We start from the raw sequence: 19,836 nt of genomic DNA, 5'->3' as shown, positions 1-19,836 counted from the left end.
GACCTTAAAATTAGTAAAGTTTATGATTTGTAAAGGCAAAATTTATGATAGTGACTCTACTGCTTTTTGAATGCTTTCTCTATCCTTTAGGTTTTCAGAAACAATTTGTCCGTCGAAGAGGTGAATTACCCTGTCGGCATATTCTGCATCGCGCACCGAGTGAGTTACCATTATTACGGTTGTTCCTGCCTGGTTGAGTTCCTTTAGTAGCTCCATTACTTCGCTACCATTTCTTGAATCGAGGTTACCGGTTGGCTCATCGGCCAATATCAATTTTGGTTCTGTGACTACCGCACGGGCAATGGCTACACGCTGCTGTTGTCCACCCGATAATTGCTGAGGATAGTGTTTTGCACGATGAGCAATGTTCATTCTTTCCAAAGTTTCCTTCACTTTTGCTTTTCTTTGCGATGCCGGCAATCCCATGTAAACCAAAGGAAGCTCAACATTTTCGAAAACTGTTAACTCGTCAATCAGGTTAAAACTCTGGAAAATAAATCCAATATTTCCTTTTCTGAATTTTGTTCTTTGTTTCTCCGATTTTTCAGAAACATTAATTTCATTGAAAATGTAATTTCCATTACTGGGATTATCCAATAATCCGATAATATTTAAGAGTGTGGATTTACCGCAACCCGATGGTCCCATAATGGCTACAAACTCTCCTTTTTTAATGTGGATGTTTACATTGTTTAGTGCCGAAGTTTCTATTTCTTCTGTTCTAAAAATCTTACATAGATCTTGTGTAACAATCATTATTTTAAATTTTAAAGGTTCGCCTGTTTTATGCCAATTGATGTGCCAAATAAAATAATGATTGATAATCAGTGCGTTATGTTTTTAGTGATTTTTATTGTGTCGGAAATTCCAACACTCCCTGTTGTCAATGCCAACAATATGCTAACTTTAAGTTCGAATTTTATTAAAACTTCTTTTTATGCCTAAAAAAGGGAAACTACTCATTGTAGACGACAACGAAGAGTTGTTGTTTGCTTTTCAGCTGTTCTTAAAACCACACTTCGAATTGGTAGATACCATCAACAATCCGAATTTGCTCTTGTCCAAACTTCGGGAGAAGGAATATGATGTAATTATGCTTGATATGAATTTTCGTGCAGGGATAAACTCCGGTAACGAAGGCTTGTATTGGTTAAGCCAGATATTAGAATACGACAAGAATGCTTGTGTGGTATTTATCACTGCCTATGGTGATATAGAATTGGCAGTAAAGGCAATGAAGGAAGGAGCAGTTGATTTTGTGCAAAAATCCTGGGATGAAAAGCATATTCTTTCCACCCTTTTATCAGCCTACAAGCTTCGATGCTCCAAAATGGAAATCAAAAGTTTAAAAAAGAAACAAAAGAGGCTGAACCAGGAAATCAACCGAAACAAGAGTTTTGTTATTGGAAAATCGGCAAGAATGCAGGAAGTGTTTCGAACGGTTGATAAAGTTGCCGGTACCGATGCCAATATTTTAATAACCGGAGAGAACGGCACCGGAAAAGAAGTAGTCGCAAGAGAAGTTCACCTGCGCTCTAAAAGAAATGAGCAGGTTTTTGTACATGTCGATTTGGGTGCGATTTCTGAGTCCTTGTTTGAAAGCGAACTGTTTGGTCATAAGAAAGGAGCTTTTACCGATGCCAAAGAAGACAGAATGGGACGATTCGAACTGGCATCGGGAGGAACACTGTTTTTGGACGAGATTGGGAATGTGCCTCTACACTTGCAAACAAAACTGCTAACAGCAATTCAGCGCAAAGAAATTATCCCGGTAGGGGGAAGTACGCCAATAGAAATTGATGTGAGAATTATAGCGGCTACCAATTGCAATTTGCATCAAATGGTTGCCGATTCATTATTCAGGGAAGATTTGCTGTACCGAATTAATACCATTTCCCTCGAACTTCCGTCATTAATGGAACGACAGGAAGATATTGGTGAATTGTCGAATTTCTATTTGGATAAATTCACGAAACAATACGATAAACCAGCCATGGAATTGAATAAAGCGGCTCTGACTAAACTGGAAAAACACAAATGGCCCGGGAATATCAGGGAACTGCAACATGTAATGGAGAAAACGGTGATTTTAAATGATTCGGTAAATTTACAGGCTGAGGATATTCTGATTGGGGAAAGCTTGAAGAAAAAAGAACTGATGCCCGATAGCTTTAATCTCTTAGACAATGAAAAAGTGTTGATCGAAAAAGCCATTCAGTTTACAGGTGGCAATATGAGTTTGGCTGCAAAAGAGTTGGGAATTAATCGTTCCACCCTTTACGATAAAATCAAGAAGTATGATTTATAAGCGATTCTATTTTGGGATAGTCCTGCAGGTGATATTGATTTCGATCACACCCTTGTTGTTTTTCTATGTGTATTCGCAGGAGTACATGCTTGTAACAACTGGTAGCCTGGTGGTTTTGTGGGTGTTACAAATTCTCTATTTGCTTCATTACGTCAACAAAACCAATCACGATCTATCGCGATTTTTCGATGCTTTTCAATACCAGGATTCCACTTTGGTATTCAACGAAAAGAGAAATGACAAGGCTTTCAAAAATTTGCACCAGAGCTTCAATCAGATCATCAAGGCTTTTGGGAAGGTGAAAATTGAAAAAGAGAAGGACTTCATTTTCTTTCAGCATACCTTGGAGCTGGTTGGTATTGGCTTGCTTGCTTTCGATAGAAAAGGGAATGTGAAACTATGCAATTCGGCTTTTAAAGAACTTTTTTTGGTGAACGATTTTACCAATATCTCTGAATTAAGCTGTATCGATAATGAGTTTCCTGATTTTTTGCAAAGAACAAAATCTGGCAAACAGAAACTTAGAAATTACCTGGTAAAGAACAGGATTTTAAAACTGGCAGTAAAAGCAACCAGTTTTAAATTGGAAGAGAAAGAATTGAAAGTTGTAGCATTTCAGGACATCAAAAATGCAATTGATAAAGGAGAAATGGATGCCATGCACAAGTTAATTCGCGTATTTACCCATGAAATAATGAATTCGGTAAGCCCGATTTCCATGCTTTCCGGTAGTTTGATTGATATTTATGAGAAGAATAGCGAAAACAGCCATGAGGACTTATTGGATGAGGGTGTGATATCGAATACCCTAATGGGATTAAAAACCATACGCAAAAGAAGCAAAGGTTTAATTGCTTTTGTTGATGAGTATAAAAACCTGACTCATTTGCCTAAACCTCACTTTGAACTTATTTCTGTGGATAAATTACTGATGCAGATTCAGACACTATTTGCAGAAGAATTCAAAGCTGAGAATATCCAATTCGAATATCATGTAAATGATAAGGGACAGGAGTTAATTGCCGATGAAAAGCTGATTACACAAGTGCTCATCAACCTTGTACGAAATTCTATAGACGCTTTAAAAACTTCCGATGAGAAAACTTTGAGCATATCAACAGGAGAGGCCAACCCAGTAAATTTTATCATTATTCGCGATAATGGAGCTGGTATTCCCGAAGAGGTGATTGATAATGTGTTTACCCCATTTTTTACTACAAAAGAGGCTGGTTCAGGGATTGGTTTGAATCTCTCGCGTCAAATTATGAGGTTGCACAGTGGAACCATTGCAGTTCGTTCTAAGCCAAACAGGCTCACCGAATTTACTCTTCAGTTTTAGTGAGCAGAACTAATTCTGTTATTTAATTTCGGTTTGATAGAATAAGTTTTTAATCCGACCTTTCATTTCGTAACTTGAATGGGTGATGATGCAGATAAAATCCCCATTCGAGATTACCAGGTTGCTGCTTTCCACCGATCAGGAGGAGAGGGAGAGAGGGTACAATGCCTTTCTGGGTAGAACACATTGGGTAAAGGGAAATACAACTGCCAATTTGTGTAACCTGGCGAGTATTCAGTTTCAATTGAATCCGAAGCACATTAAAATTCTTCCGCCCAAAACAATGAATCCGGGCTTGTTATGGGCCAGCCAAACCAGGCTGGAGCATGAAAAACTTCATATGGTAGATGCGGCCCATGACTACATTGCTGAGCAAGGAGAGGAATTTCCTCCCATCATTGTTTGGGATTTGTACCAGGAGAAAAGAATACGATACATTGTTCACGACGGACATCATCGTTCCTGGTATTTCAATCAGAAAAATCAGAAAGTGGAAGCTGTAATTCTACAGCCAATGGAGAATTATCGTGCTGTTGAGAAATGTTTAAGGCATGCCTTTCAAATTCGGCGACTGGCCATTAACCTGCCTATCTTTTAAAGAAAAAAAGCTGGAATTAACCAGCTTTATTATTTTGTCTCAAATCGTCGAGATTGATGCGTGCAATTTTTTTATCCAGCGTTTTGTGTAAGTCGTTTAGTTTATTACACGGATATTCATCACATTCGGCGCAAGTGCCATACATTTTTTTTCTGGCACATTCTCTTACGGCACACTCAGCACAATGTCGAAATTTTTGTCCCCAGGGTTCGTGACATCCCTTGCATGTAATTTCACATGCTTCATATTGGTGATCTTCATCAGACCACAGTTTGGCAATTCTAACCTTTACCTTCTCCTGTTGCCTTTGTGTGGCAACATATGCCGGGCATGTTGAGCAGTTTACTCCACAATAGGCAATTCGATCTTTGTCTTGAATTCTGTTCATAGCTCGCTGGGATTTGTTATTTATGATACTCAAGCATGCCGATTTTGATTGCAAGAATGCATCATGTTTTGTTTAAATATAATTAAGAAAATCAGAGTTTTCAAGATGTTTTACAATACAAAAAATCCCCGAAAATAAGTTCTTCGGGGACGATGTTTGGCACGAATTTTTTTATTGCTCTTTTGGTTTCACTTTGCAGGTATTGATTCCCATTAATGTGTAAGGCGGACAATTGCCAACAAGACTGGTAAGAAACATTACACAGGCAAAAATAAATACGATTAGCCCAAGTGTTCCGGTAATAATATCGGTAAAATAGAGAATTGCCAATGTAACTGATACAATTACCCTTAATACACGATCGAGTGTACCCATATTTTTTTTCATAACAGATCTATCTCTTTTTAAATTGTGGATTCTACTTTTTCTTCATTTTGCAAGGCAGTTTGCGACTCGACAAAATCTTTAAAGCGGTTTAAATTCGTTTCATCAATTTGCTTGAACATACTGCCAAAGAAAGCAAACATCGATTTTGCAAAAATATTGTTTCCTTCAACCGTGTAACTTGCCTTTAATAGAGTTCCTTCGTTTAGTTTTTCGAAGGTGAAATGATTATTTTTTGTCATCCATCCGGCTACAAAAACCATTTCGATCATTTCATTTTCTTTGTAGCCTGTGAGGGTTTCGTGCATTTCCATCACTTGTCCCTGGTTATCGATTAGCATTTTGTATTCGCTGCCTACTTTATTTGGCGTTTCTTTAATGGGTTCAAAGCTTTTTACTTCAGGTAACCATTTAAGTAAGCTTTCCTGATCGTTAAATAATGCGAATACTTCCGCTACGGGCTTGTAGATTTTCACTTCTGCCTGGTATTCCTGTTTGCCTGAAAATAAACCAATGGAAAGGAATCCCAAGACTAGTACAAGAAGAATGATCCCAAATATTTTTAAGAATTTCATAAGTCAATTATTTTTCGATATAAGCCTTAAATTTTGCTAATCCCTTTTCAAAATCGGGACCTACATTCTCATCCATATCCATAAATACCATGAAAAGGGTAGTTGGGAATGAACTATCGCCTTTAAGTCCCCAGGTAATTTCTGTTCCATCGGCAACGGGTTTTAGTTCAAAGTAACCTGTGCTGGTCGATTCAAATGGTTTCATGAATCTTAATTCGGTTTCGATATAAGAATTTGGTTCAATTTTGATAATTTCTTGCTCTCCTTCGCCTACATCCTTATTCCCAATCCAATAGGTAAAAGATCCAACACTACCATCGGTGCCGTTGTAAGTAACTTTCATTTCTGGATCTAATTCGGCCCAGGGCGACCAAATTTGTTGTTCTTTCAAAGAACATAAACTCTTAAACACAGTTTCAATTTCTTGGTTTACAACAATTTTTCTGTCAACCTGGTAGGTTTTTGGCGCCATAAAGTGCAGTGCACCAACAATTAGTACTATTGCTCCAATAATGTAAAGAAAGGTTTTCATTGTGTCGATTTTTAGTTAGTAATGATAAGTGGTAATTCTCCTTTTCGGATCATAAAAATGCAATACATTAAAGATAATAAAAATCAGACTTATAGATCTGGTATGTATCAAAAAAGAGTCCCTGGGGGGAAGGGACTCTTGTTGAGCAGGGAATCTAATTTTATAAGAAAATAATTCCAGCTTTTTTACATGTGTCTCTTAGTTCATCGGGCCAAATGCTCGACTGAACCTCGCCAATATGAGCTTTGCGCAACAAGAACATGCACAGTCGTGACTGACCAATTCCACCACCAATTGAATAAGGCAATTCTCCGGCCAGTAATTTTTTGTGGAACATTAACTCTTTGCGTTTTTCCTCACCTTTAATTTCAAGCTGCTCAAGCAATGCTTTTTCGTCTACGCGGATACCCATCGATGAAATTTCGAAAGCTTGCTCCAGAACAGGGTTCCAAAGAATAATATCACCGTTTAAGCCTTTGTATCCGTTTAGTGAGGGAGTAATCCAATCATCGTAGTCGGGAGCACGGCCATCGTGTGGTTCACCGTTTTTCAATTGTGCTCCAATCCCAATAATAAAAATGGCACCAAACTCTTTTACGGCTTCGGTTTCTCTCTCTTTTGGACTCAAATCGGGGTATTTCTCCAATAAATCTTCAGAGTGGATAAATGTAATTTCTTCTGGCAACTGTGGTGTTAAAGCAGAATAATATTCACTTAAAATGTACTCGGTTCGTTTCATCGAAGCATAAACCTGTTTTACTGTTCTTTTCAGAAAATCAAGGCTTCTTTCTTCTTTGCCAATTGATTTTTCCCAATCCCATTGATCTACATAAATGGAATGAAGGTTGGTAAAATCTTCATCAGGACGTAGGGCATTCATATCGGTATATAAACCTTTACCAATTGGAATTTGGAGCTCACCAAGCATGTAACGTTTCCACTTTGCCAATGAGTGTACCACCTCGGCAGTTTGTTCGCCAAGACCTTTAATCGGGAAGGCTACAGGCCGTTCAATACCATTCAGGTCATCGTTTAAACCTGTACCTTTTAGTACAATCATAGGTGCGGTAACTCTTCGGAGCTTAAGTTCCGAAGAGAGTTGAAGTTGAAACTGATCCTTAATAAATTTAATCGCTTTTTCAGTTGCATCAGGATCTAAAACACTTTTGTAAGCTTTAGGAATAATTAAGTTTTTCATGATTTTAAATTTTAATTAATAGAAATAAGTTGATAATAAAAAAGCCTTTCTCGTTTGGTGAGAAAGGCTTGAAATATGGTATAACAATGCAACTTCCTCACCCTGGGGGAGAATTATTATTGTTATTATTATTGTTGAAAAATTGTACCATTAGTTCAAAAAAAAAAGCCTTCCCAAATTGGGAAGGCTCATGTAATATATTTTGTCGATAACATCTATAAGCTTCCCATTTTCGATGAATTATTCATCAAATTATTGAAAAGATTATTATTGTTATTCGATTGTATCATATTGTTGTCTTTCTTGCCTACAAATGTAGGATTTATATTTAAAGCACCAAAAGTCATTTTTACAGAAACCGATTTTCTGTTCATTAAATCGAGCTATTTTGATATAAAATTATTATTTATATCGTTCTGAATATCAGCAATTGTAAGCTTTATGCTAATTCTTCATCAATAAAATTGAAAATAATCTGATATTTGTTTAGTTATTAAATCAAATTACGTACATTTACTACGTAATAATTTTAAATTTTTTAGTAATGCCTACAGGTACAGTAAAATTCTTTAATGAAACTAAAGGTTTTGGTTTTATTAAAAACAGTGAAACACAAGAAGACATTTTTGTTCATGTTACAGGTTTGATCGACAAAATCGACCAAGGTGATAACGTAACTTATGATGTTGTAGAAGGAAAAAAAGGATTAAATGCAGTTAATGTAAAAATTGACTAATATTTATAAAAATATTTTTCCTAAGTAAAGCTCAATTAGATTGAGCTTTTTTTGGCTCTATACCCAAGGAGTAGATGAAGTATGAACGAAAACATTATTTTTGTAGAATGATCAATAGTACCGAAGCATTAGAAAATTTAAACCAAATGTGTACCGAAACTTTAATGGAGCATTTGGGAATTATTTATACCGAAGTTGGTAAGGATTATTTGGTGGCCGAAATGGAGGTTACATCGAATCACTGGCAGCCAATGAAAATACTTCACGGAGGAGCCACACTGGCTTTGGCAGAATCGGTTGGGAGCGCACTATCAGTAATTCATACCGATTTAAAAAACTATGACGTGAAAGGAATGGAAATCAACGCCAATCATATCAGGAGTTTGCGAAAGGGTAAAATTACTGCAAAAGCCAGCTTTATTCATAAAGGAAAAATGACCCACATTGTTAAGGTAAATGTATTGAATGAACAGGAAAAATTGGTTTCGGTTTGTCGAATAACCAATGTAATTATTAAAAAATAAACATGAGCATTATCGAGGGGGAAGATATAGATATTCATGATTTTTTGAATGTTTGTTTAGGGAAGGATATTGCATTTTATGCGTTCACAAGACCCGATTCTAATACACTGGAATTTGGGGCTCAAATTGAAGGAGAAACCGAAAAATACGATGAACTAAAAGAGTGTTTTGCTAAATCAGGCTTTGTGTTTGCACCTTTTCATGCCAATGAGAAGTATCAATCTCATTTTATTCGACGAGAAATCTCGAAAATAAATCAAGAAAGCCTTCAGCTGATAAAAAGCAAAGCTGATATTGCTCTCCAGAATCACGACGATTTGCATATCAGTTCGAGGGAAGAGTATCAAGCACAGATTGAATTCATGCTTGCAGACCTAAAAGGGGAAAAACTTGAAAAAGCGATTCTTTCCCGAATTGAATTGTTAGAAAATAAAGGTCGAAAAGACGCTGTATCCTCCTTCTTAAATTTACGCGATACTTATCCAAAAGCTTTTGTGTTTATGGTAGATATTCCAAAGGTTGGTTTGTGGATAGGAGCCACACCTGAAAGATTGGTTCGTAAGTGTGAATCGACTTTTGAAACCATGGCATTGGCCGGAACACAAAAATTAGATGGGCGAAAGCTGGAAAATATAAGTTGGGAACAAAAAGAGATTGATGAACAGGCATATGTGGTAGAATACATACAATCGGTTTTCGACAAATATCAGCTTAAAGATGTTGAAACTGATGGGCCTCGTACTGCAGCAGCAGGCAATATTGTGCATTTGAAAACGCTTTTTAAAACAAGGGCTGAAATTAACAATCAAGAGCTTTCAAATTTTGTAAAGGATTTGCACCCTACACCTGCCGTTTGTGGTTTATCGAAAGATCTGGCTTTGGATTTGATACATAGGGTTGAAAATCACGATCGGGAATATTATGCCGGATATCTTGGGCCAATTGAGGAGAATGGAGATTTGTCTTTGTTCGTGAACCTAAGAAGTATGAAGGTTTTAGAGAACAGTATGGCTCTTTTTGTTGGTGGTGGAATTACTGCCGATTCGTTGCCCGAAAAAGAATGGATGGAAACATGTTTTAAGGCGCAAACTTTGCTTAATGTGATTAAATAAGCGAATTTGTTTTAAATTTGGCATAGATGATTGAGATCGGCCATGAAAGATCTCAGAAATTAGCTGATTGCTTACATATGAACTCAGATATTAGCTCGACTATAGAAAAGACAAAACAAATGCAACGAAACTACTCGGATATCAAAGGTGTAAAAGAATTAATTGATATCTGTTGGGCAAAAGGAATGGAGTATGTAATTGTGTCTCCAGGATCGAGAAATGCCCCTTTGAGTATTTCCTTTGCGAAAGATGAACGAATTAAAAGTTTGGTGATTGTTGATGAGCGAAGTGCTGCCTATTTTGCATTGGGAATTGCTCAACAAACCAGAAAGCCGGTTGGTTTGGTATGTACCTCGGGTACTGCCTTGTTAAATTATGGACCAGCAGTTGCCGAAGCTTACTATCAACGATTGCCTTTGGTGGTAATCTCTGCCGATCGTCCAACAGAATGGATTGGACAAGATGACAGCCAGGCCATACCACAGCCCGATATTTTCAAAGGCTTTGTAAAAGGCAGTTACCAATTGCCATTGGATGCCAATAATCCTGATGATTGCTGGTATTTGAACCGTATGGTGAATGAGGCATTGTCAAGGGCACAATCGGGACGAGTAGGACCGGTGCACATCAATTTTCCTTTGCGCGAGCCACTGTATGGGGTAAAGAAATATCCAGACATGGACGAAAGGGTAATTCGAAAAGTAAGTGCCATTGATTATTTAAGTGATGAAAGTGTTGAAGAACTGGTTGAGGTTTTTAATTCAAATCAGAAAATATTGATATTGGCCGGATTGCTGCACGAGCAAGCTGAGCTAGGCGAACTATTACAGCAATTGGCCAAGAAGCCTAATGTTGTGGTTATGACAGAATCGGTTTCCAATGTACATGGGGAAGATTTTCTGCCTTGTATCGATCGTGTGGTATGTTCGATAAAAGAGGAGGAGAAAAAAGATTTTCAACCCGATTTGCTGATCAATTTTGGAGGGCCATTGGTTTCGAAAATGATCAAAGCATTTCTACGAGAGTATAGGCCAAAGGAACATTGGTTTGTTGGCAAAGAAGATCATTTTATTGATACCTTTAAGAACCTGACCTCGCATATTGATGTTTCTCCATTGGCATTTTTCCGCCAGTTGGTGCCAGCTTTGAATCATACAGCAAGCAGCTATTCTTCTTTATGGAAAGAGAGAAACGCAAAAGTTGGAAACATACACAATCAATATTTGGATGGCCTGCAATGGAGCGATCTAAAAGCTTTTGAGAAGATTTTGAGTTCCATTCCTGCTGGAGGTAATTTACAATTGGCGAACTCATCGGTGGTGCGATATGCTCAACTTTTTAAGTCATCCGATCAATTGCGTTACAATTCGAATCGTGGAACCAGCGGAATAGATGGCTGTACATCAACAGCTGCAGGAGCAGCTTTTGTAAATGGCAAAACTACTACGCTAATTACGGGCGATATCAGCTTTTTTTACGATTCTAATGGACTTTGGAACAAATACCTGGGGCCAAATCTTAAAGTGATATTAATAAACAACGGAGGAGGAGGAATCTTCAGGTTCATATCGGGTCCTTCGGGCGTAGAGGAATTGGAAGAATATTTCGAAACCGTACAGGAATACAAAGCAGATAAATTGGCAGAAACTTACGGTTTAGATTATTTTTACGCCGAAAACGAAAAAGAGGTAGAAGATATTCTGCCAGAATTCTATGCAGCCAACAAAAAAGCTGCCGTTCTTGAAATTAAAACGCCAAGAACGATAAACGATCAAGTGCTAATCAATTATTTTAAAACTATAAAAGAGAAGGTATGACAACTAGAAACTGGACTACCATTAAGGAATACGAAGATATTAAGTTCGAATTTTTCGAAGGAATTGCTAAAATCACCATCAATCGTCCTGAGGTGTACAATGCATTTCGTCCACAAACTAACTTTGATATGTTGAATGCTATGGATATTTGCCGCGAGCGCAGCGATATTGGTGTTGTGGTATTAACCGGTACAGGAGACAAAGCTTTCTGTTCGGGTGGTGATCAAAATGTAAAAGGTGTTGGTGGATATGTAGACGAGCATGGAGTACCTCGTTTGAACGTATTGGATTTGCACAAGGCAATTCGTTCTCTTCCTAAGCCTGTAATTGCAATGGTAAATGGATATGCTATTGGTGGAGGTCACGTACTTCATGTAGTTTGTGATTTAACCATTGCCTCAGATAATGCAAAATTCGGTCAAACTGGTCCTAAAGTAGGTAGTTTCGATGCGGGTTTTGGTTCGAACTATTTGGCTCGTCACGTTGGTCAGAAAAAAGCGCGTGAAATTTGGTTCCTTTGCAAGCAATACACAGCAAAAGAAGCCGAAGATATGGGAATGGTAAATACTGTTGTTCCATTGGAAAGATTGGAAGATGAAACGGTTGAGTGGTGTAAGACCATTATGATGCGTAGCCCAATGGCAATTCGTATGATCAAGCGTGGCTTGAACGCAGAATTAGATGGTCAGCGTGGATTAATGGAATTTGCAGGTGATGCAACCATGATGTATTACCTAATGGAAGAGGCGCAGGAAGGCAAAAATGCATTCCTTGAGAAACGCGATCCTGAATTCCAAAAGTTCCCTAAATTCCCAGGATAGTAATTCAATGATGAATTATTAATGATAAATGACTTGCTTGGTATCTTCCAGATGCTAAGCAAGTTTTTCTTTGTGTTACCGAGCGATTAGCTTTGTTTGCCTTTGTGATTAAACCCTTTTCAACATGCATATCCGACTAGCTACCCAAACAGATTTACCAGTCATTAACGAGATATACAACCAGGCTGTACGCAAACGATTTTGTACGGCAGATTTGGAGGAGATTCAAATGTCGGAGCGTGAAAGTTGGTTTGCAGCTCATACTCCCGAAAGGTATCCTGTTTTTGTAGCTGAAGACGAGAATGAAATTATTGGTTGGATGTGTTATTCTCCATACCGACAAGGAAGAAGAGCGCTACAAACCGCAGTTGAGGTGAGTTACTACCTGCACAACAAGCACCAGGGGAAAGGCATTGGTTCTCAACTGATGGATTTTGCCATTACTCAAGCACCCAAATACAATATCAAACACCTGTTTGCCATTTTACTGGAACCCAATACAGCCAGTATTAAATTGCTCGAAAAGTATGGATTTGAACAATGGGCTTGTCTGCCTAATATTGCCAATATCGATGGGCAGTGGTGTTCACATGTTTACTATGGGAGAGAAGTGTAACTACAATTCTCCTTTCAGCTCAATTTCCTCTGCCACCTCTTTCATGGCTTCTATGCAATCGTGAATCAAATCGGGAATTTCGATGCCCAACATTTCGGCACCTCGTTCTATTACCGTTCTGTCAACTCCTGCAGCAAAGCGTTTGTTTTTCCAATTGCGTTTTACCGATTTTACTTTTACATCCAATACCGATTTTGAGGGGCGAATTAAAGCAGTAGTTCGTATCAAACCAGTTAATTCGTCAACCGCATAAATGGTTTTTTCCATTAAAGATTCTGGCACTACATCGGTACAAGTAAGATAAGCATGACTTTCAACAGCTCGAATGTATTCTTCAGGCCAATTGGCAGCCTCAAGTATTTCGCGGGTTTTTTTTGTGTGTTGTTCAGGAAATTGTTCCCAATCCATATCATGGACCAAACCTATGATTCCCCATTTTTCTTCATCTTCGCCATGTTTGCGTGCATAATATCTCATGCAGGCCTCTACAGATTTAGCATGGATAATTAAACTCGGACTTTTAGTATATGTAGTTAATAAATCTAAGGCTTCTGCTCTGCTTGGAATTTTACTCATTTTGGAAAAGTATTATTATTTCCTTTAAAAATAATAGTAAATGTTGAACCTTCGCCTTCTTTGCTCTTAATTTGCAAATCGCCATGAATAATTTTCAAGTAGTCGATTACCGTGCAGAGTCCCATTCCAGTTGTTTTTTGTCCCGATAAACCTTCTTTTCGAATTGGCGATTTTTGATAAATGCTATCTACTACTTCCCGCGACATTCCAATTCCATGATCGTGCACAGAGATACATACATCATCGTTTTTAGCAAAACTACTTACGGTAACCGTAGCATTATCATGGCTAAATTTAATGGCGTTTTGCACAATGTTTCTGAGAATAAATTTGCAAATGTTTTTATCTGTATTAACCATTAAATCTTCTTCTAAATTGGTTTTGAATGAAATGTTTCCAAGGTTGATTTTAAAGGTTTTGCATGTATCAAGAAGAATGTTATTAATATCAAACTCCGAGTTTTCGATGGTTGGGCCTTCTTTTGATTGATTTACCCCCCAATAAAACAAATCTTCAAGTAAAGCATTGGTTTGGGTAGCAACATGTAATAAATCCTTTTCAAGGTGTTCATCTTCTTCTGGATCAGATTTAAAATCTTCATCGTTTAGAAGGGTGGATATTCCAAGAATTACACCAATAGAACCCCGAAGATCGTGTGCCAGTATCGAGAAAAATTTATCCTTATCGGTAATGGCCTGTTTCAATTCAGTATTGGTTTTATTTAGCTCCGAAGTTTTTTCCGAAACTAACCTTGTGAGAACCTTGGCCCTGTTTTGCTTCAGTTTCAACCAAATCAACAAACTAAAAATGATAATTGTTAAAACGATTACACTAATAATGCTGATTTTCAGTATTAAATCTCTGTCGTTCGGCTGGTTGATAATCATACTGCCTTTGGGAAGATCAATAGCGCTGATGTCAAAATCGATCATCTGCTCGTAGTCGAACATGTAGGTGTTATCGAGATATTCGAACTGGGGAATATCTTTTGTAAAAGAGCCATAAATAACCTTCAATGCTAATGTGGCAGCATGTTTCCCCTGATCGTAACCACTGGTAATTTTCCCTCCAAATAAACCTTTATCAAGATAAAAATCCCAGGAGCCAAAAATGGGCACTTTTGTATTTTCTTTAATTTTATTGATACCGTTTCGGTAAGATATAAATTTGTTATTCATATCCCTGTTAAATACCAATAGGTAAATCACATAGGAATCATCCAGGGTTGATACTCTCTTTTGAATATCTTCAAGCGTAAATTCCGAGACAATCTCAAAATTTAAATCTTCGTCGAAGTAGTGTTTAACTTTTTCCAGTTCTGTTTTAATGGATTGCCCTGTTAGGGTATTGTCGTTAATAATCAGTACATTTTTACGATTGGGAAATATTTTTCGAATGGATGAAATGGTTCCATAATGATCTGCTCGCTCGCCGAAACCATAAAAATTTGGATAATCTTTTAGTTTTTTTGTATCCAGGTTGTTTACACCGCAATAAAGAACCGGGATATCGGGATAAAATTCATTGCCATATTCCATCAAAAAATCAAAAGCAGCATTATCGGAGGCAATAATTGCTTTAAATGGAATTTGTTTGGCTTTCACCTTGTAAATGTTTTTCAAGGCAAGTTTATATTCCTCATTGTAATTTCTCTTGGTATCGAGATACTCAAATACAAGATTGATATCGCTTCGATTATCGAAAACGCTTAATATGCCACTGGTGATACTATCGGTCCATTCCAAACCTTGATGGTAACTGTGTAAGACCAAAACGTTGTATTCTTTGTTGTTCTTTTCTGGCCCGAATCCCAATGCTTGAACATGAAATAATACCAGCAAGATTAATGTTTGGATAGCTTTCATATTTAAAAGATGGTTGTTTGCGAATATTCTACGCATGAAAAGCATATGAGTTTGGATAATGCGCTAATTTGTCATGCTTAAATAATAGTGATTTTCAATGTGTTGGTCTGTTCATGTAAAAAAGGGGAACATTATCTGTTCGTTTTTTAGAAAAAAGGGAGGATTTTTTCACCACTATTCTTTTTTAAACTGAATTTAAATAGTAGTTTTAAGACCTGTAAGTCTGAAATTAAATTTATGAAAAAACAAGATACTTCCCGAAGAGCATTTTTTAAAAAAATAGGATTAGGTATTGGTGCAGCAGCCTTAATAGAAACCGAAGCTTATGCTGATATCAATATGAATAAATATTCAACTCCTGAAGAAAGAGATGATTTTATTTCTCGTTACGAAAACTGGGTTGAGCAATATATTGATGTTGTTGAGGAAGAAAAACGCAATCAGAACAATATCGAAAATAAAAAGCGAATCATGGAATTATCTGCAGAAGCAGATGGATGGCAAAATCAAATCAAAGAATACATCAAACATGATGATTTCAAAGAGAGATATATCGAGGTATCAAAGAAGTTTGCCAGCGTTATTACTGTTGATTTAGAATCGTAACCTTTCATATCAATTATTTAGTCAATAATTAGGGCGGTGCTGTGCATCGCTTTTTTTATGTGTATGTGCTCTTGGTGATAAACACCTTCGAAAACGGCTAAATTTCCTATCTTTACTCTCCAATATAATTCAGATACCTTATGAGTAAAACGAAAGCATGGATTCATGCATTCAGATTAAGAACACTACCTCTTGCACTTTCGAATATTTTTTTGGGAAGTTTATTGGCTGCTTCTGATGGGAAATTTAGTGTTAAGATATTCCTATTGGCCACCTTAACCACCTTATTTTTACAGGTTTTATCTAATCTGGCAAATGATCTTGGAGATTCAATTTCGGGTGCCGATAATGAAAATCGGATAGGCCCTGAACGAGCTGTCCAAAGTGGTATTATTTCTAAAAAAGAAATGACTCGTATGGTAATTGTTTTTGTGCTGTTATCGTTGTCTGCGGGTTTATGGTTGCTATGGGAAGCATTACAGCTTTTAAACCATACCCAAGCTCTAATAATGCTGGGAGTTGGCTTGTTGGCCATTGGTGCTGCAATTAATTACACAGTAGGTAAAAATCCATATGGATATAGTGGTTTTGGAGATTTATTCGTGTTCTTGTTTTTTGGCCTGGCCGGGGTTCTGGGAACTTACTTTTTGCATACAGGAACTTTAAACTTAAGTTTGCTTTTACCAGCCATTTCGGTGGGGTTTTTGAGCGTAGGAGTTCTGAATTTGAACAATATGCGTGATATTGAAAACGATTCTAAAACCGGCAAAAAAACCCTGGTGGTTAAAATTGGAGCCTTATTTGCAAAAAAATACCATTTGTTTCTTATTGCAGGAGCAATGCTTGCCGCTTGTGCTTATATTTTTATTCACTGGACTTCTGTGTTTCAACTGTTGTTTTTAATAAGTTTTCCATTGTTGATTAGAAATATGATGGTTGTTTCTAAAAACAAAATTGCACAGGAATTAGATCCAGAATTAAAAAAACTGGCATTAGCAACCTTGCTGTTTAGTTTAAGTTTTGGATTTGGATTGGTTTTATAAACAAATAAAGAAAGCAGAAAATGCTACAAGCTGATTATATACATTATCCTCTGCATTTTAAACGCCCAAGTGGCACATCTCGAGGAATTCTCACACAAAAGGATTCTTGGTTTATTCGCTTGTGGGACGATAATCAACCCGATGTTGTGGGGATTGGTGAATGCTCAATTATTAAAGGTTTAAGTCCGGATGATCGTGAAGGATATGAAAATAAAATACAGGAAGTGTGTAGTCAAATTGATGACTTCTGGTATTACCTCGAAGAGGGTTTAAAAGAGTGGCCATCGATCTATTTTGGACTGGAAACTGCATTTTTAGATTTCAAAACAAAAGGAAAGAAGATCTTATTTCCTTCTGATTTTACTGAAGGAAAAGCCCAAATTCCAATTAATGGATTGGTTTGGATGGGAGAAGCTTCCTTCATGAAAGAGCAAATTGAGCAAAAGCTGGAGGCTGGTTTCAAATGTATAAAGATGAAGATTGGTGCCATCGAATTCAATGAGGAGCTTCGATTATTGGAATCGATCAGAAAAGATTTTAGTGCTGATAAAGTTGAATTACGGGTAGATGCAAATGGCGCTTTTTCGGTGGATGGAGCGATTCAAAAGTTAAAAGATCTTGCTCAGTTCGATTTACACTCTATTGAGCAACCGATCAAACAGGGTCAGATCAAGCAGATGGCCGAATTGTGTTCAATCACACCCTTGCCAATTGCTCTGGATGAGGAGCTGATTGGAATTTATTCATTATCTGCGAAAGCTGACTTATTGGACCAAATTGTACCTCAATATATTATTTTAAAGCCGAGTCTTCTGGGAGGAATCAAAGGCAGTAAGGAGTGGATCGATCTTGCCAATGAGCGTAATATTCCCTGGTGGATTACATCTGCCCTGGAATCGAATATCGGTTTGAATGCGATTGCACAGTGGACCTACACTTTGAATAATTCCATGCCGCAAGGACTTGGAACAGGGCAGCTTTACACAAACAATATTGAATCGCCTTTATGCATCAATCATGGATTTTTAAAATATGATTGTCAATTAAATTGGGATAAAGTGTAATGAATAGGGAACTTACTATAAACGGCATACATTACAATGAAATCGCTCTAAAAGAGTATTGTAATGATAAAATATCCGGTTCTGTTGAAGAGTGGGAGGGCGATTATTGTAGGTTCATTTTAGAATGGTTGAATGATTCGGATCAGGTTAGGGCAAAAACTTCAGGTTCTACTGGAACTCCGAAAGAAATGTATCTTTCTAAACAAAAGATGCTAAACTCGGCAAAGCTTACTGGCGAATTTTTTGAGTTTGCAAAAGGACAAAATGCATTGTTTTGTTTGTCGGCCAATTTTATTGCCGGTAAAATGATGATTGTTCGTGCATTTGCCTGGCAATTGAACCTGATTCCTGTTAGCCCTGATGGTCATCCTTTAAGGAGTATAAATTCAACTATTGATTTTGCTGCTATGATTCCTTTGCAACTTAGAAATTCACTGAATGGTAGGAGTGGATTGCATTTGGTAAAAAAGCTTTTGATTGGAGGAGGAGCAGTGGATCAAAAATTAGAGCAGGATTTGCAGACTTTGTCAACCCACTGTTTTATTGGTTATGGAATGACGGAAACAGTTTCTCATGTTGCCATACGTCCACTTAATGGCATTCATAAATCGGATAATTACCAGGCAATGGGAAAGGCAAAATTTTCAATTGATGATCGTAACTGTCTGTTTATCGATGCCCCGGACATTATCAGCGAGCCATTGTTAACCAATGATGTAGTACATCTAATTAGTGAGTCGAAATTTAAATGGCAAGGAAGATTTGATAATGTGATCAACTCAGGAGGAATTAAGCTATTTCCAGAACAGATTGAAAAGAAGCTTGAAAGTATCATTAACTGTCCGTTTTACCTTATTGGGATACCCGATGAACATTTGGGGCAGAAGTTGATTCTTTTGATTGAATCGATAGATTTCGATGAAAAGCAAAAAATTGAATTGACACAGAAAATGAAAAGCCTGCTCGAAAAGTACGAACAGGCTCGTGAAATATTTTATCTGGAAGAGTTCAAGAGAACCTCAACAGGCAAAATTCAGCGTGAAGCTACATTATCACTACTTAATTTATCTAAATAGGAAACCAGTTTAATAAGAGCTTTAGCATCATTCCAACTGTAGTTGTTTTTTCTCATAAATGCATTAGCCATACTTTCTTTGCCTTCATAAATTCTATTAATTTCTGTTTTTAACGAATTTACTTTTTTAGGCAAATTTCCAGCATATTCTACAAAGAATATTTTCTTGATATTCCAATTATCGTTTTGAGAGTGTGGAGCCTGAAATAAATGCTTAACATACAGGTTTTTTGTGCCAGAATGAATTTGTTGAAGGTATCCGCTAAGCGAATCACCTTTGTGTACAAATTTTTTATATACATAATGAGTGCCATCAATCTCAACCTCGCTTAATTTTTGTGGAGCTGATATTCTGCTGTGTTGTGTTTTGAACTGACATTCAATTACATCTTCAACAATATTGTAACGCAAGCCACTGGGCGTAATCACTTCATTGCTCTTTGTGATGATTTTGCCAGGTAGAAACTTCTCATTCGTATAGATCAATGGTTTATTGATACAATTAAGAGAACTTTTAGCAGGAATAAAATACTGCATGATTCCATAATTTGGAAACTGAGATTCAGATTTGATAGAAGAAGAAAAAGCAGTTGTAGTTGTAAATACAAAAAGTAATAGGGGTAAAAGTTTATTCATAGAATTATTTTTAGTTGTCCATT

At 37.1% G+C, this 19,836-nt stretch carries 23 protein-coding genes; 13 read left to right on the top strand and 10 right to left on the bottom strand.

Annotated features, from left to right (window positions below; genetic code table 11):
• Window positions 1–42: 42 nt before the first annotated feature.
• A complete protein-coding gene (locus tag ELS83_RS04220; RefSeq protein WP_171594279.1) occupies window positions 43–756 on the bottom strand; it encodes an ABC transporter ATP-binding protein in 714 nt (237 codons plus the stop codon).
• A gap of 181 nt (window positions 757–937) precedes the next feature.
• On the opposite strand from ELS83_RS04220, the gene ELS83_RS04215 reads away from it, so the two are divergent.
• From ELS83_RS04215 to ELS83_RS04205, 3 genes are all read left to right on the top strand, one after another.
• Entirely contained in the window at window positions 938–2,308 is a 1,371-nt protein-coding gene (locus tag ELS83_RS04215; RefSeq protein WP_171594278.1) for a sigma-54-dependent transcriptional regulator, read from the top strand.
• A complete protein-coding gene (locus ELS83_RS04210) occupies window positions 2,298–3,647 on the top strand; it encodes a sensor histidine kinase (protein ID WP_171594277.1) in 1,350 nt (449 codons plus the stop codon). Before ELS83_RS04215 ends, ELS83_RS04210 begins: the two co-directional genes overlap by 11 nt.
• Window positions 3,648–3,735: 88 nt before the next feature.
• On the top strand, window positions 3,736–4,245 hold the full coding sequence (locus tag ELS83_RS04205; protein WP_171594276.1) for a hypothetical protein: 510 nt from the start codon (window positions 3,736–3,738) through the stop codon (window positions 4,243–4,245).
• Between the two features lie 16 nt (window positions 4,246–4,261).
• Here the strand turns inward: ELS83_RS04205 and ELS83_RS04200 are convergent, their stop codons facing one another.
• From ELS83_RS04200 to ELS83_RS04175, 6 genes are all read right to left on the bottom strand, one after another.
• Complete coding sequence (locus tag ELS83_RS04200; protein ID WP_171594275.1) at window positions 4,262–4,633, bottom strand: DUF3795 domain-containing protein; 372 nt, start codon at window positions 4,631–4,633, stop codon at window positions 4,262–4,264.
• A gap of 171 nt (window positions 4,634–4,804) precedes the next feature.
• Window positions 4,805–5,020 (bottom strand): YgaP family membrane protein, encoded by a 216-nt coding sequence (locus ELS83_RS04195; protein ID WP_171594274.1) that lies wholly within the window; start codon window positions 5,018–5,020, stop codon window positions 4,805–4,807.
• Window positions 5,021–5,037: 17 nt separating this feature from the next.
• The gene (locus ELS83_RS04190) at window positions 5,038–5,592 is read right to left on the bottom strand and encodes an SRPBCC family protein (RefSeq protein ID WP_171594273.1); all 555 of its coding nucleotides are present in this window, start codon (window positions 5,590–5,592) and stop codon (window positions 5,038–5,040) included.
• A 7-nt stretch (window positions 5,593–5,599) separates the two neighbouring features.
• Complete coding sequence (locus ELS83_RS04185) at window positions 5,600–6,124, bottom strand: SRPBCC family protein (RefSeq protein WP_171594272.1); 525 nt, start codon at window positions 6,122–6,124, stop codon at window positions 5,600–5,602.
• A gap of 160 nt (window positions 6,125–6,284) precedes the next feature.
• Window positions 6,285–7,322: an aspartate--ammonia ligase gene (gene asnA, locus ELS83_RS04180; RefSeq protein WP_171594271.1), complete on the bottom strand. Its 1,038-nt coding sequence runs from the start codon at window positions 7,320–7,322 to the stop codon at window positions 6,285–6,287.
• A 215-nt stretch (window positions 7,323–7,537) separates the two neighbouring features.
• Complete coding sequence (locus ELS83_RS04175) at window positions 7,538–7,696, bottom strand: hypothetical protein (RefSeq protein ID WP_171594270.1); 159 nt, start codon at window positions 7,694–7,696, stop codon at window positions 7,538–7,540.
• Between the two features lie 170 nt (window positions 7,697–7,866).
• On the opposite strand from ELS83_RS04175, the gene ELS83_RS04170 reads away from it, so the two are divergent.
• The 6 genes from ELS83_RS04170 (at window position 7,867) to ELS83_RS04145 (ending at window position 12,948) form a co-directional block, all read left to right on the top strand.
• On the top strand, window positions 7,867–8,058 hold the full coding sequence (locus ELS83_RS04170; RefSeq protein ID WP_054717246.1) for a cold-shock protein: 192 nt from the start codon (window positions 7,867–7,869) through the stop codon (window positions 8,056–8,058).
• Window positions 8,059–8,132: 74 nt separating this feature from the next.
• Entirely contained in the window at window positions 8,133–8,582 is a 450-nt protein-coding gene (locus tag ELS83_RS04165) for a PaaI family thioesterase (protein ID WP_171594269.1), read from the top strand.
• 2 nt (window positions 8,583–8,584) lie between these two features.
• Entirely contained in the window at window positions 8,585–9,694 is a 1,110-nt protein-coding gene (locus ELS83_RS04160) for an isochorismate synthase (RefSeq protein WP_171594268.1), read from the top strand.
• Between the two features lie 119 nt (window positions 9,695–9,813).
• Window positions 9,814–11,511 (top strand): 2-succinyl-5-enolpyruvyl-6-hydroxy-3-cyclohexene-1-carboxylic-acid synthase, encoded by a 1,698-nt coding sequence (gene menD / locus ELS83_RS04155; protein WP_171594267.1) that lies wholly within the window; start codon window positions 9,814–9,816, stop codon window positions 11,509–11,511.
• Window positions 11,508–12,332, top strand: a complete 825-nt coding sequence (menB, locus tag ELS83_RS04150; RefSeq protein ID WP_171594266.1) for a 1,4-dihydroxy-2-naphthoyl-CoA synthase — start codon at window positions 11,508–11,510, stop codon at window positions 12,330–12,332. Before menD ends, menB begins: the two co-directional genes overlap by 4 nt.
• Window positions 12,333–12,456: 124 nt before the next feature.
• Window positions 12,457–12,948, top strand: coding sequence for a GNAT family N-acetyltransferase (locus ELS83_RS04145; protein ID WP_171594265.1), 492 nt, complete (start codon window positions 12,457–12,459; stop codon window positions 12,946–12,948).
• Here ELS83_RS04145 and ELS83_RS04140 read toward each other — a convergent pair whose 3' ends face one another.
• A complete protein-coding gene (locus ELS83_RS04140) occupies window positions 12,949–13,524 on the bottom strand; it encodes an HD domain-containing protein (RefSeq protein WP_171594264.1) in 576 nt (191 codons plus the stop codon).
• Window positions 13,521–15,425, bottom strand: a complete 1,905-nt coding sequence (locus tag ELS83_RS04135) for a sensor histidine kinase (protein ID WP_171594263.1) — start codon at window positions 15,423–15,425, stop codon at window positions 13,521–13,523. The genes ELS83_RS04140 and ELS83_RS04135 overlap by 4 nt, the downstream gene beginning before the upstream one ends.
• A 201-nt stretch (window positions 15,426–15,626) precedes the next feature.
• Here ELS83_RS04135 and ELS83_RS04130 point away from each other — a divergent pair, with 201 nt between their 5' ends.
• The 4 genes from ELS83_RS04130 (at window position 15,627) to ELS83_RS04115 (ending at window position 19,178) form a co-directional block, all read left to right on the top strand.
• The gene (locus ELS83_RS04130; protein ID WP_171594262.1) at window positions 15,627–15,995 is read left to right on the top strand and encodes a hypothetical protein; all 369 of its coding nucleotides are present in this window, start codon (window positions 15,627–15,629) and stop codon (window positions 15,993–15,995) included.
• 140 nt (window positions 15,996–16,135) lie between these two features.
• Window positions 16,136–17,038, top strand: coding sequence for a 1,4-dihydroxy-2-naphthoate polyprenyltransferase (locus ELS83_RS04125; RefSeq protein WP_171594261.1), 903 nt, complete (start codon window positions 16,136–16,138; stop codon window positions 17,036–17,038).
• Between the two features lie 20 nt (window positions 17,039–17,058).
• Window positions 17,059–18,102: an o-succinylbenzoate synthase gene (locus tag ELS83_RS04120; protein ID WP_171594260.1), complete on the top strand. Its 1,044-nt coding sequence runs from the start codon at window positions 17,059–17,061 to the stop codon at window positions 18,100–18,102.
• Window positions 18,102–19,178, top strand: a complete 1,077-nt coding sequence (locus ELS83_RS04115) for an AMP-binding protein (RefSeq protein WP_171594259.1) — start codon at window positions 18,102–18,104, stop codon at window positions 19,176–19,178. Before ELS83_RS04120 ends, ELS83_RS04115 begins: the two co-directional genes overlap by 1 nt.
• Here the strand turns inward: ELS83_RS04115 and ELS83_RS04110 are convergent.
• Window positions 19,136–19,813, bottom strand: coding sequence for a hypothetical protein (locus ELS83_RS04110; RefSeq protein WP_171594258.1), 678 nt, complete (start codon window positions 19,811–19,813; stop codon window positions 19,136–19,138). The genes ELS83_RS04115 and ELS83_RS04110 overlap by 43 nt on opposite strands.
• Window positions 19,814–19,836: the final 23 nt, after the last annotated feature.

This window comes from Marinifilum caeruleilacunae (genome assembly GCF_013141825.1).
Taxonomy (GTDB): Bacteria; Bacteroidota; Bacteroidia; order Bacteroidales; family Marinifilaceae; genus Marinifilum; species Marinifilum caeruleilacunae.
Note: the sequence above shows the minus strand (reverse complement) of the source record. Positions and strands in the feature narration are given on the sequence as shown.

Excerpts from the sequence above, each read along its gene's own strand:
- ELS83_RS04220 (WP_171594279.1), bottom strand. The coding sequence starts at position 756 with ATGATTGTTACACAAGATCTATGTAAGATTTTTAGAACAGAAGAAATA.
- ELS83_RS04215 (WP_171594278.1), top strand. The coding sequence starts at position 938 with ATGCCTAAAAAAGGGAAACTACTCATTGTAGACGACAACGAAGAGTTG.
- ELS83_RS04210 (WP_171594277.1), top strand. The coding sequence starts at position 2,298 with ATGATTTATAAGCGATTCTATTTTGGGATAGTCCTGCAGGTGATATTG.
- ELS83_RS04205 (WP_171594276.1), top strand. The coding sequence starts at position 3,736 with ATGCAGATAAAATCCCCATTCGAGATTACCAGGTTGCTGCTTTCCACC.
- ELS83_RS04200 (WP_171594275.1), bottom strand. The coding sequence starts at position 4,633 with ATGAACAGAATTCAAGACAAAGATCGAATTGCCTATTGTGGAGTAAAC.
- ELS83_RS04195 (WP_171594274.1), bottom strand. The coding sequence starts at position 5,020 with ATGAAAAAAAATATGGGTACACTCGATCGTGTATTAAGGGTAATTGTA.
- ELS83_RS04190 (WP_171594273.1), bottom strand. The coding sequence starts at position 5,592 with ATGAAATTCTTAAAAATATTTGGGATCATTCTTCTTGTACTAGTCTTG.
- ELS83_RS04185 (WP_171594272.1), bottom strand. The coding sequence starts at position 6,124 with ATGAAAACCTTTCTTTACATTATTGGAGCAATAGTACTAATTGTTGGT.
- asnA (WP_171594271.1), bottom strand. The coding sequence starts at position 7,322 with ATGAAAAACTTAATTATTCCTAAAGCTTACAAAAGTGTTTTAGATCCT.
- ELS83_RS04175 (WP_171594270.1), bottom strand. The coding sequence starts at position 7,696 with ATGAACAGAAAATCGGTTTCTGTAAAAATGACTTTTGGTGCTTTAAAT.
- ELS83_RS04170 (WP_054717246.1), top strand. The coding sequence starts at position 7,867 with ATGCCTACAGGTACAGTAAAATTCTTTAATGAAACTAAAGGTTTTGGT.
- ELS83_RS04165 (WP_171594269.1), top strand. The coding sequence starts at position 8,133 with ATGAAGTATGAACGAAAACATTATTTTTGTAGAATGATCAATAGTACC.
- ELS83_RS04160 (WP_171594268.1), top strand. The coding sequence starts at position 8,585 with ATGAGCATTATCGAGGGGGAAGATATAGATATTCATGATTTTTTGAAT.
- menD (WP_171594267.1), top strand. The coding sequence starts at position 9,814 with ATGCAACGAAACTACTCGGATATCAAAGGTGTAAAAGAATTAATTGAT.
- menB (WP_171594266.1), top strand. The coding sequence starts at position 11,508 with ATGACAACTAGAAACTGGACTACCATTAAGGAATACGAAGATATTAAG.
- ELS83_RS04145 (WP_171594265.1), top strand. The coding sequence starts at position 12,457 with ATGCATATCCGACTAGCTACCCAAACAGATTTACCAGTCATTAACGAG.
- ELS83_RS04140 (WP_171594264.1), bottom strand. The coding sequence starts at position 13,524 with ATGAGTAAAATTCCAAGCAGAGCAGAAGCCTTAGATTTATTAACTACA.
- ELS83_RS04135 (WP_171594263.1), bottom strand. The coding sequence starts at position 15,425 with ATGCGTAGAATATTCGCAAACAACCATCTTTTAAATATGAAAGCTATC.
- ELS83_RS04130 (WP_171594262.1), top strand. The coding sequence starts at position 15,627 with ATGAAAAAACAAGATACTTCCCGAAGAGCATTTTTTAAAAAAATAGGA.
- ELS83_RS04125 (WP_171594261.1), top strand. The coding sequence starts at position 16,136 with ATGAGTAAAACGAAAGCATGGATTCATGCATTCAGATTAAGAACACTA.
- ELS83_RS04120 (WP_171594260.1), top strand. The coding sequence starts at position 17,059 with ATGCTACAAGCTGATTATATACATTATCCTCTGCATTTTAAACGCCCA.
- ELS83_RS04115 (WP_171594259.1), top strand. The coding sequence starts at position 18,102 with ATGAATAGGGAACTTACTATAAACGGCATACATTACAATGAAATCGCT.
- ELS83_RS04110 (WP_171594258.1), bottom strand. The coding sequence starts at position 19,813 with ATGAATAAACTTTTACCCCTATTACTTTTTGTATTTACAACTACAACT.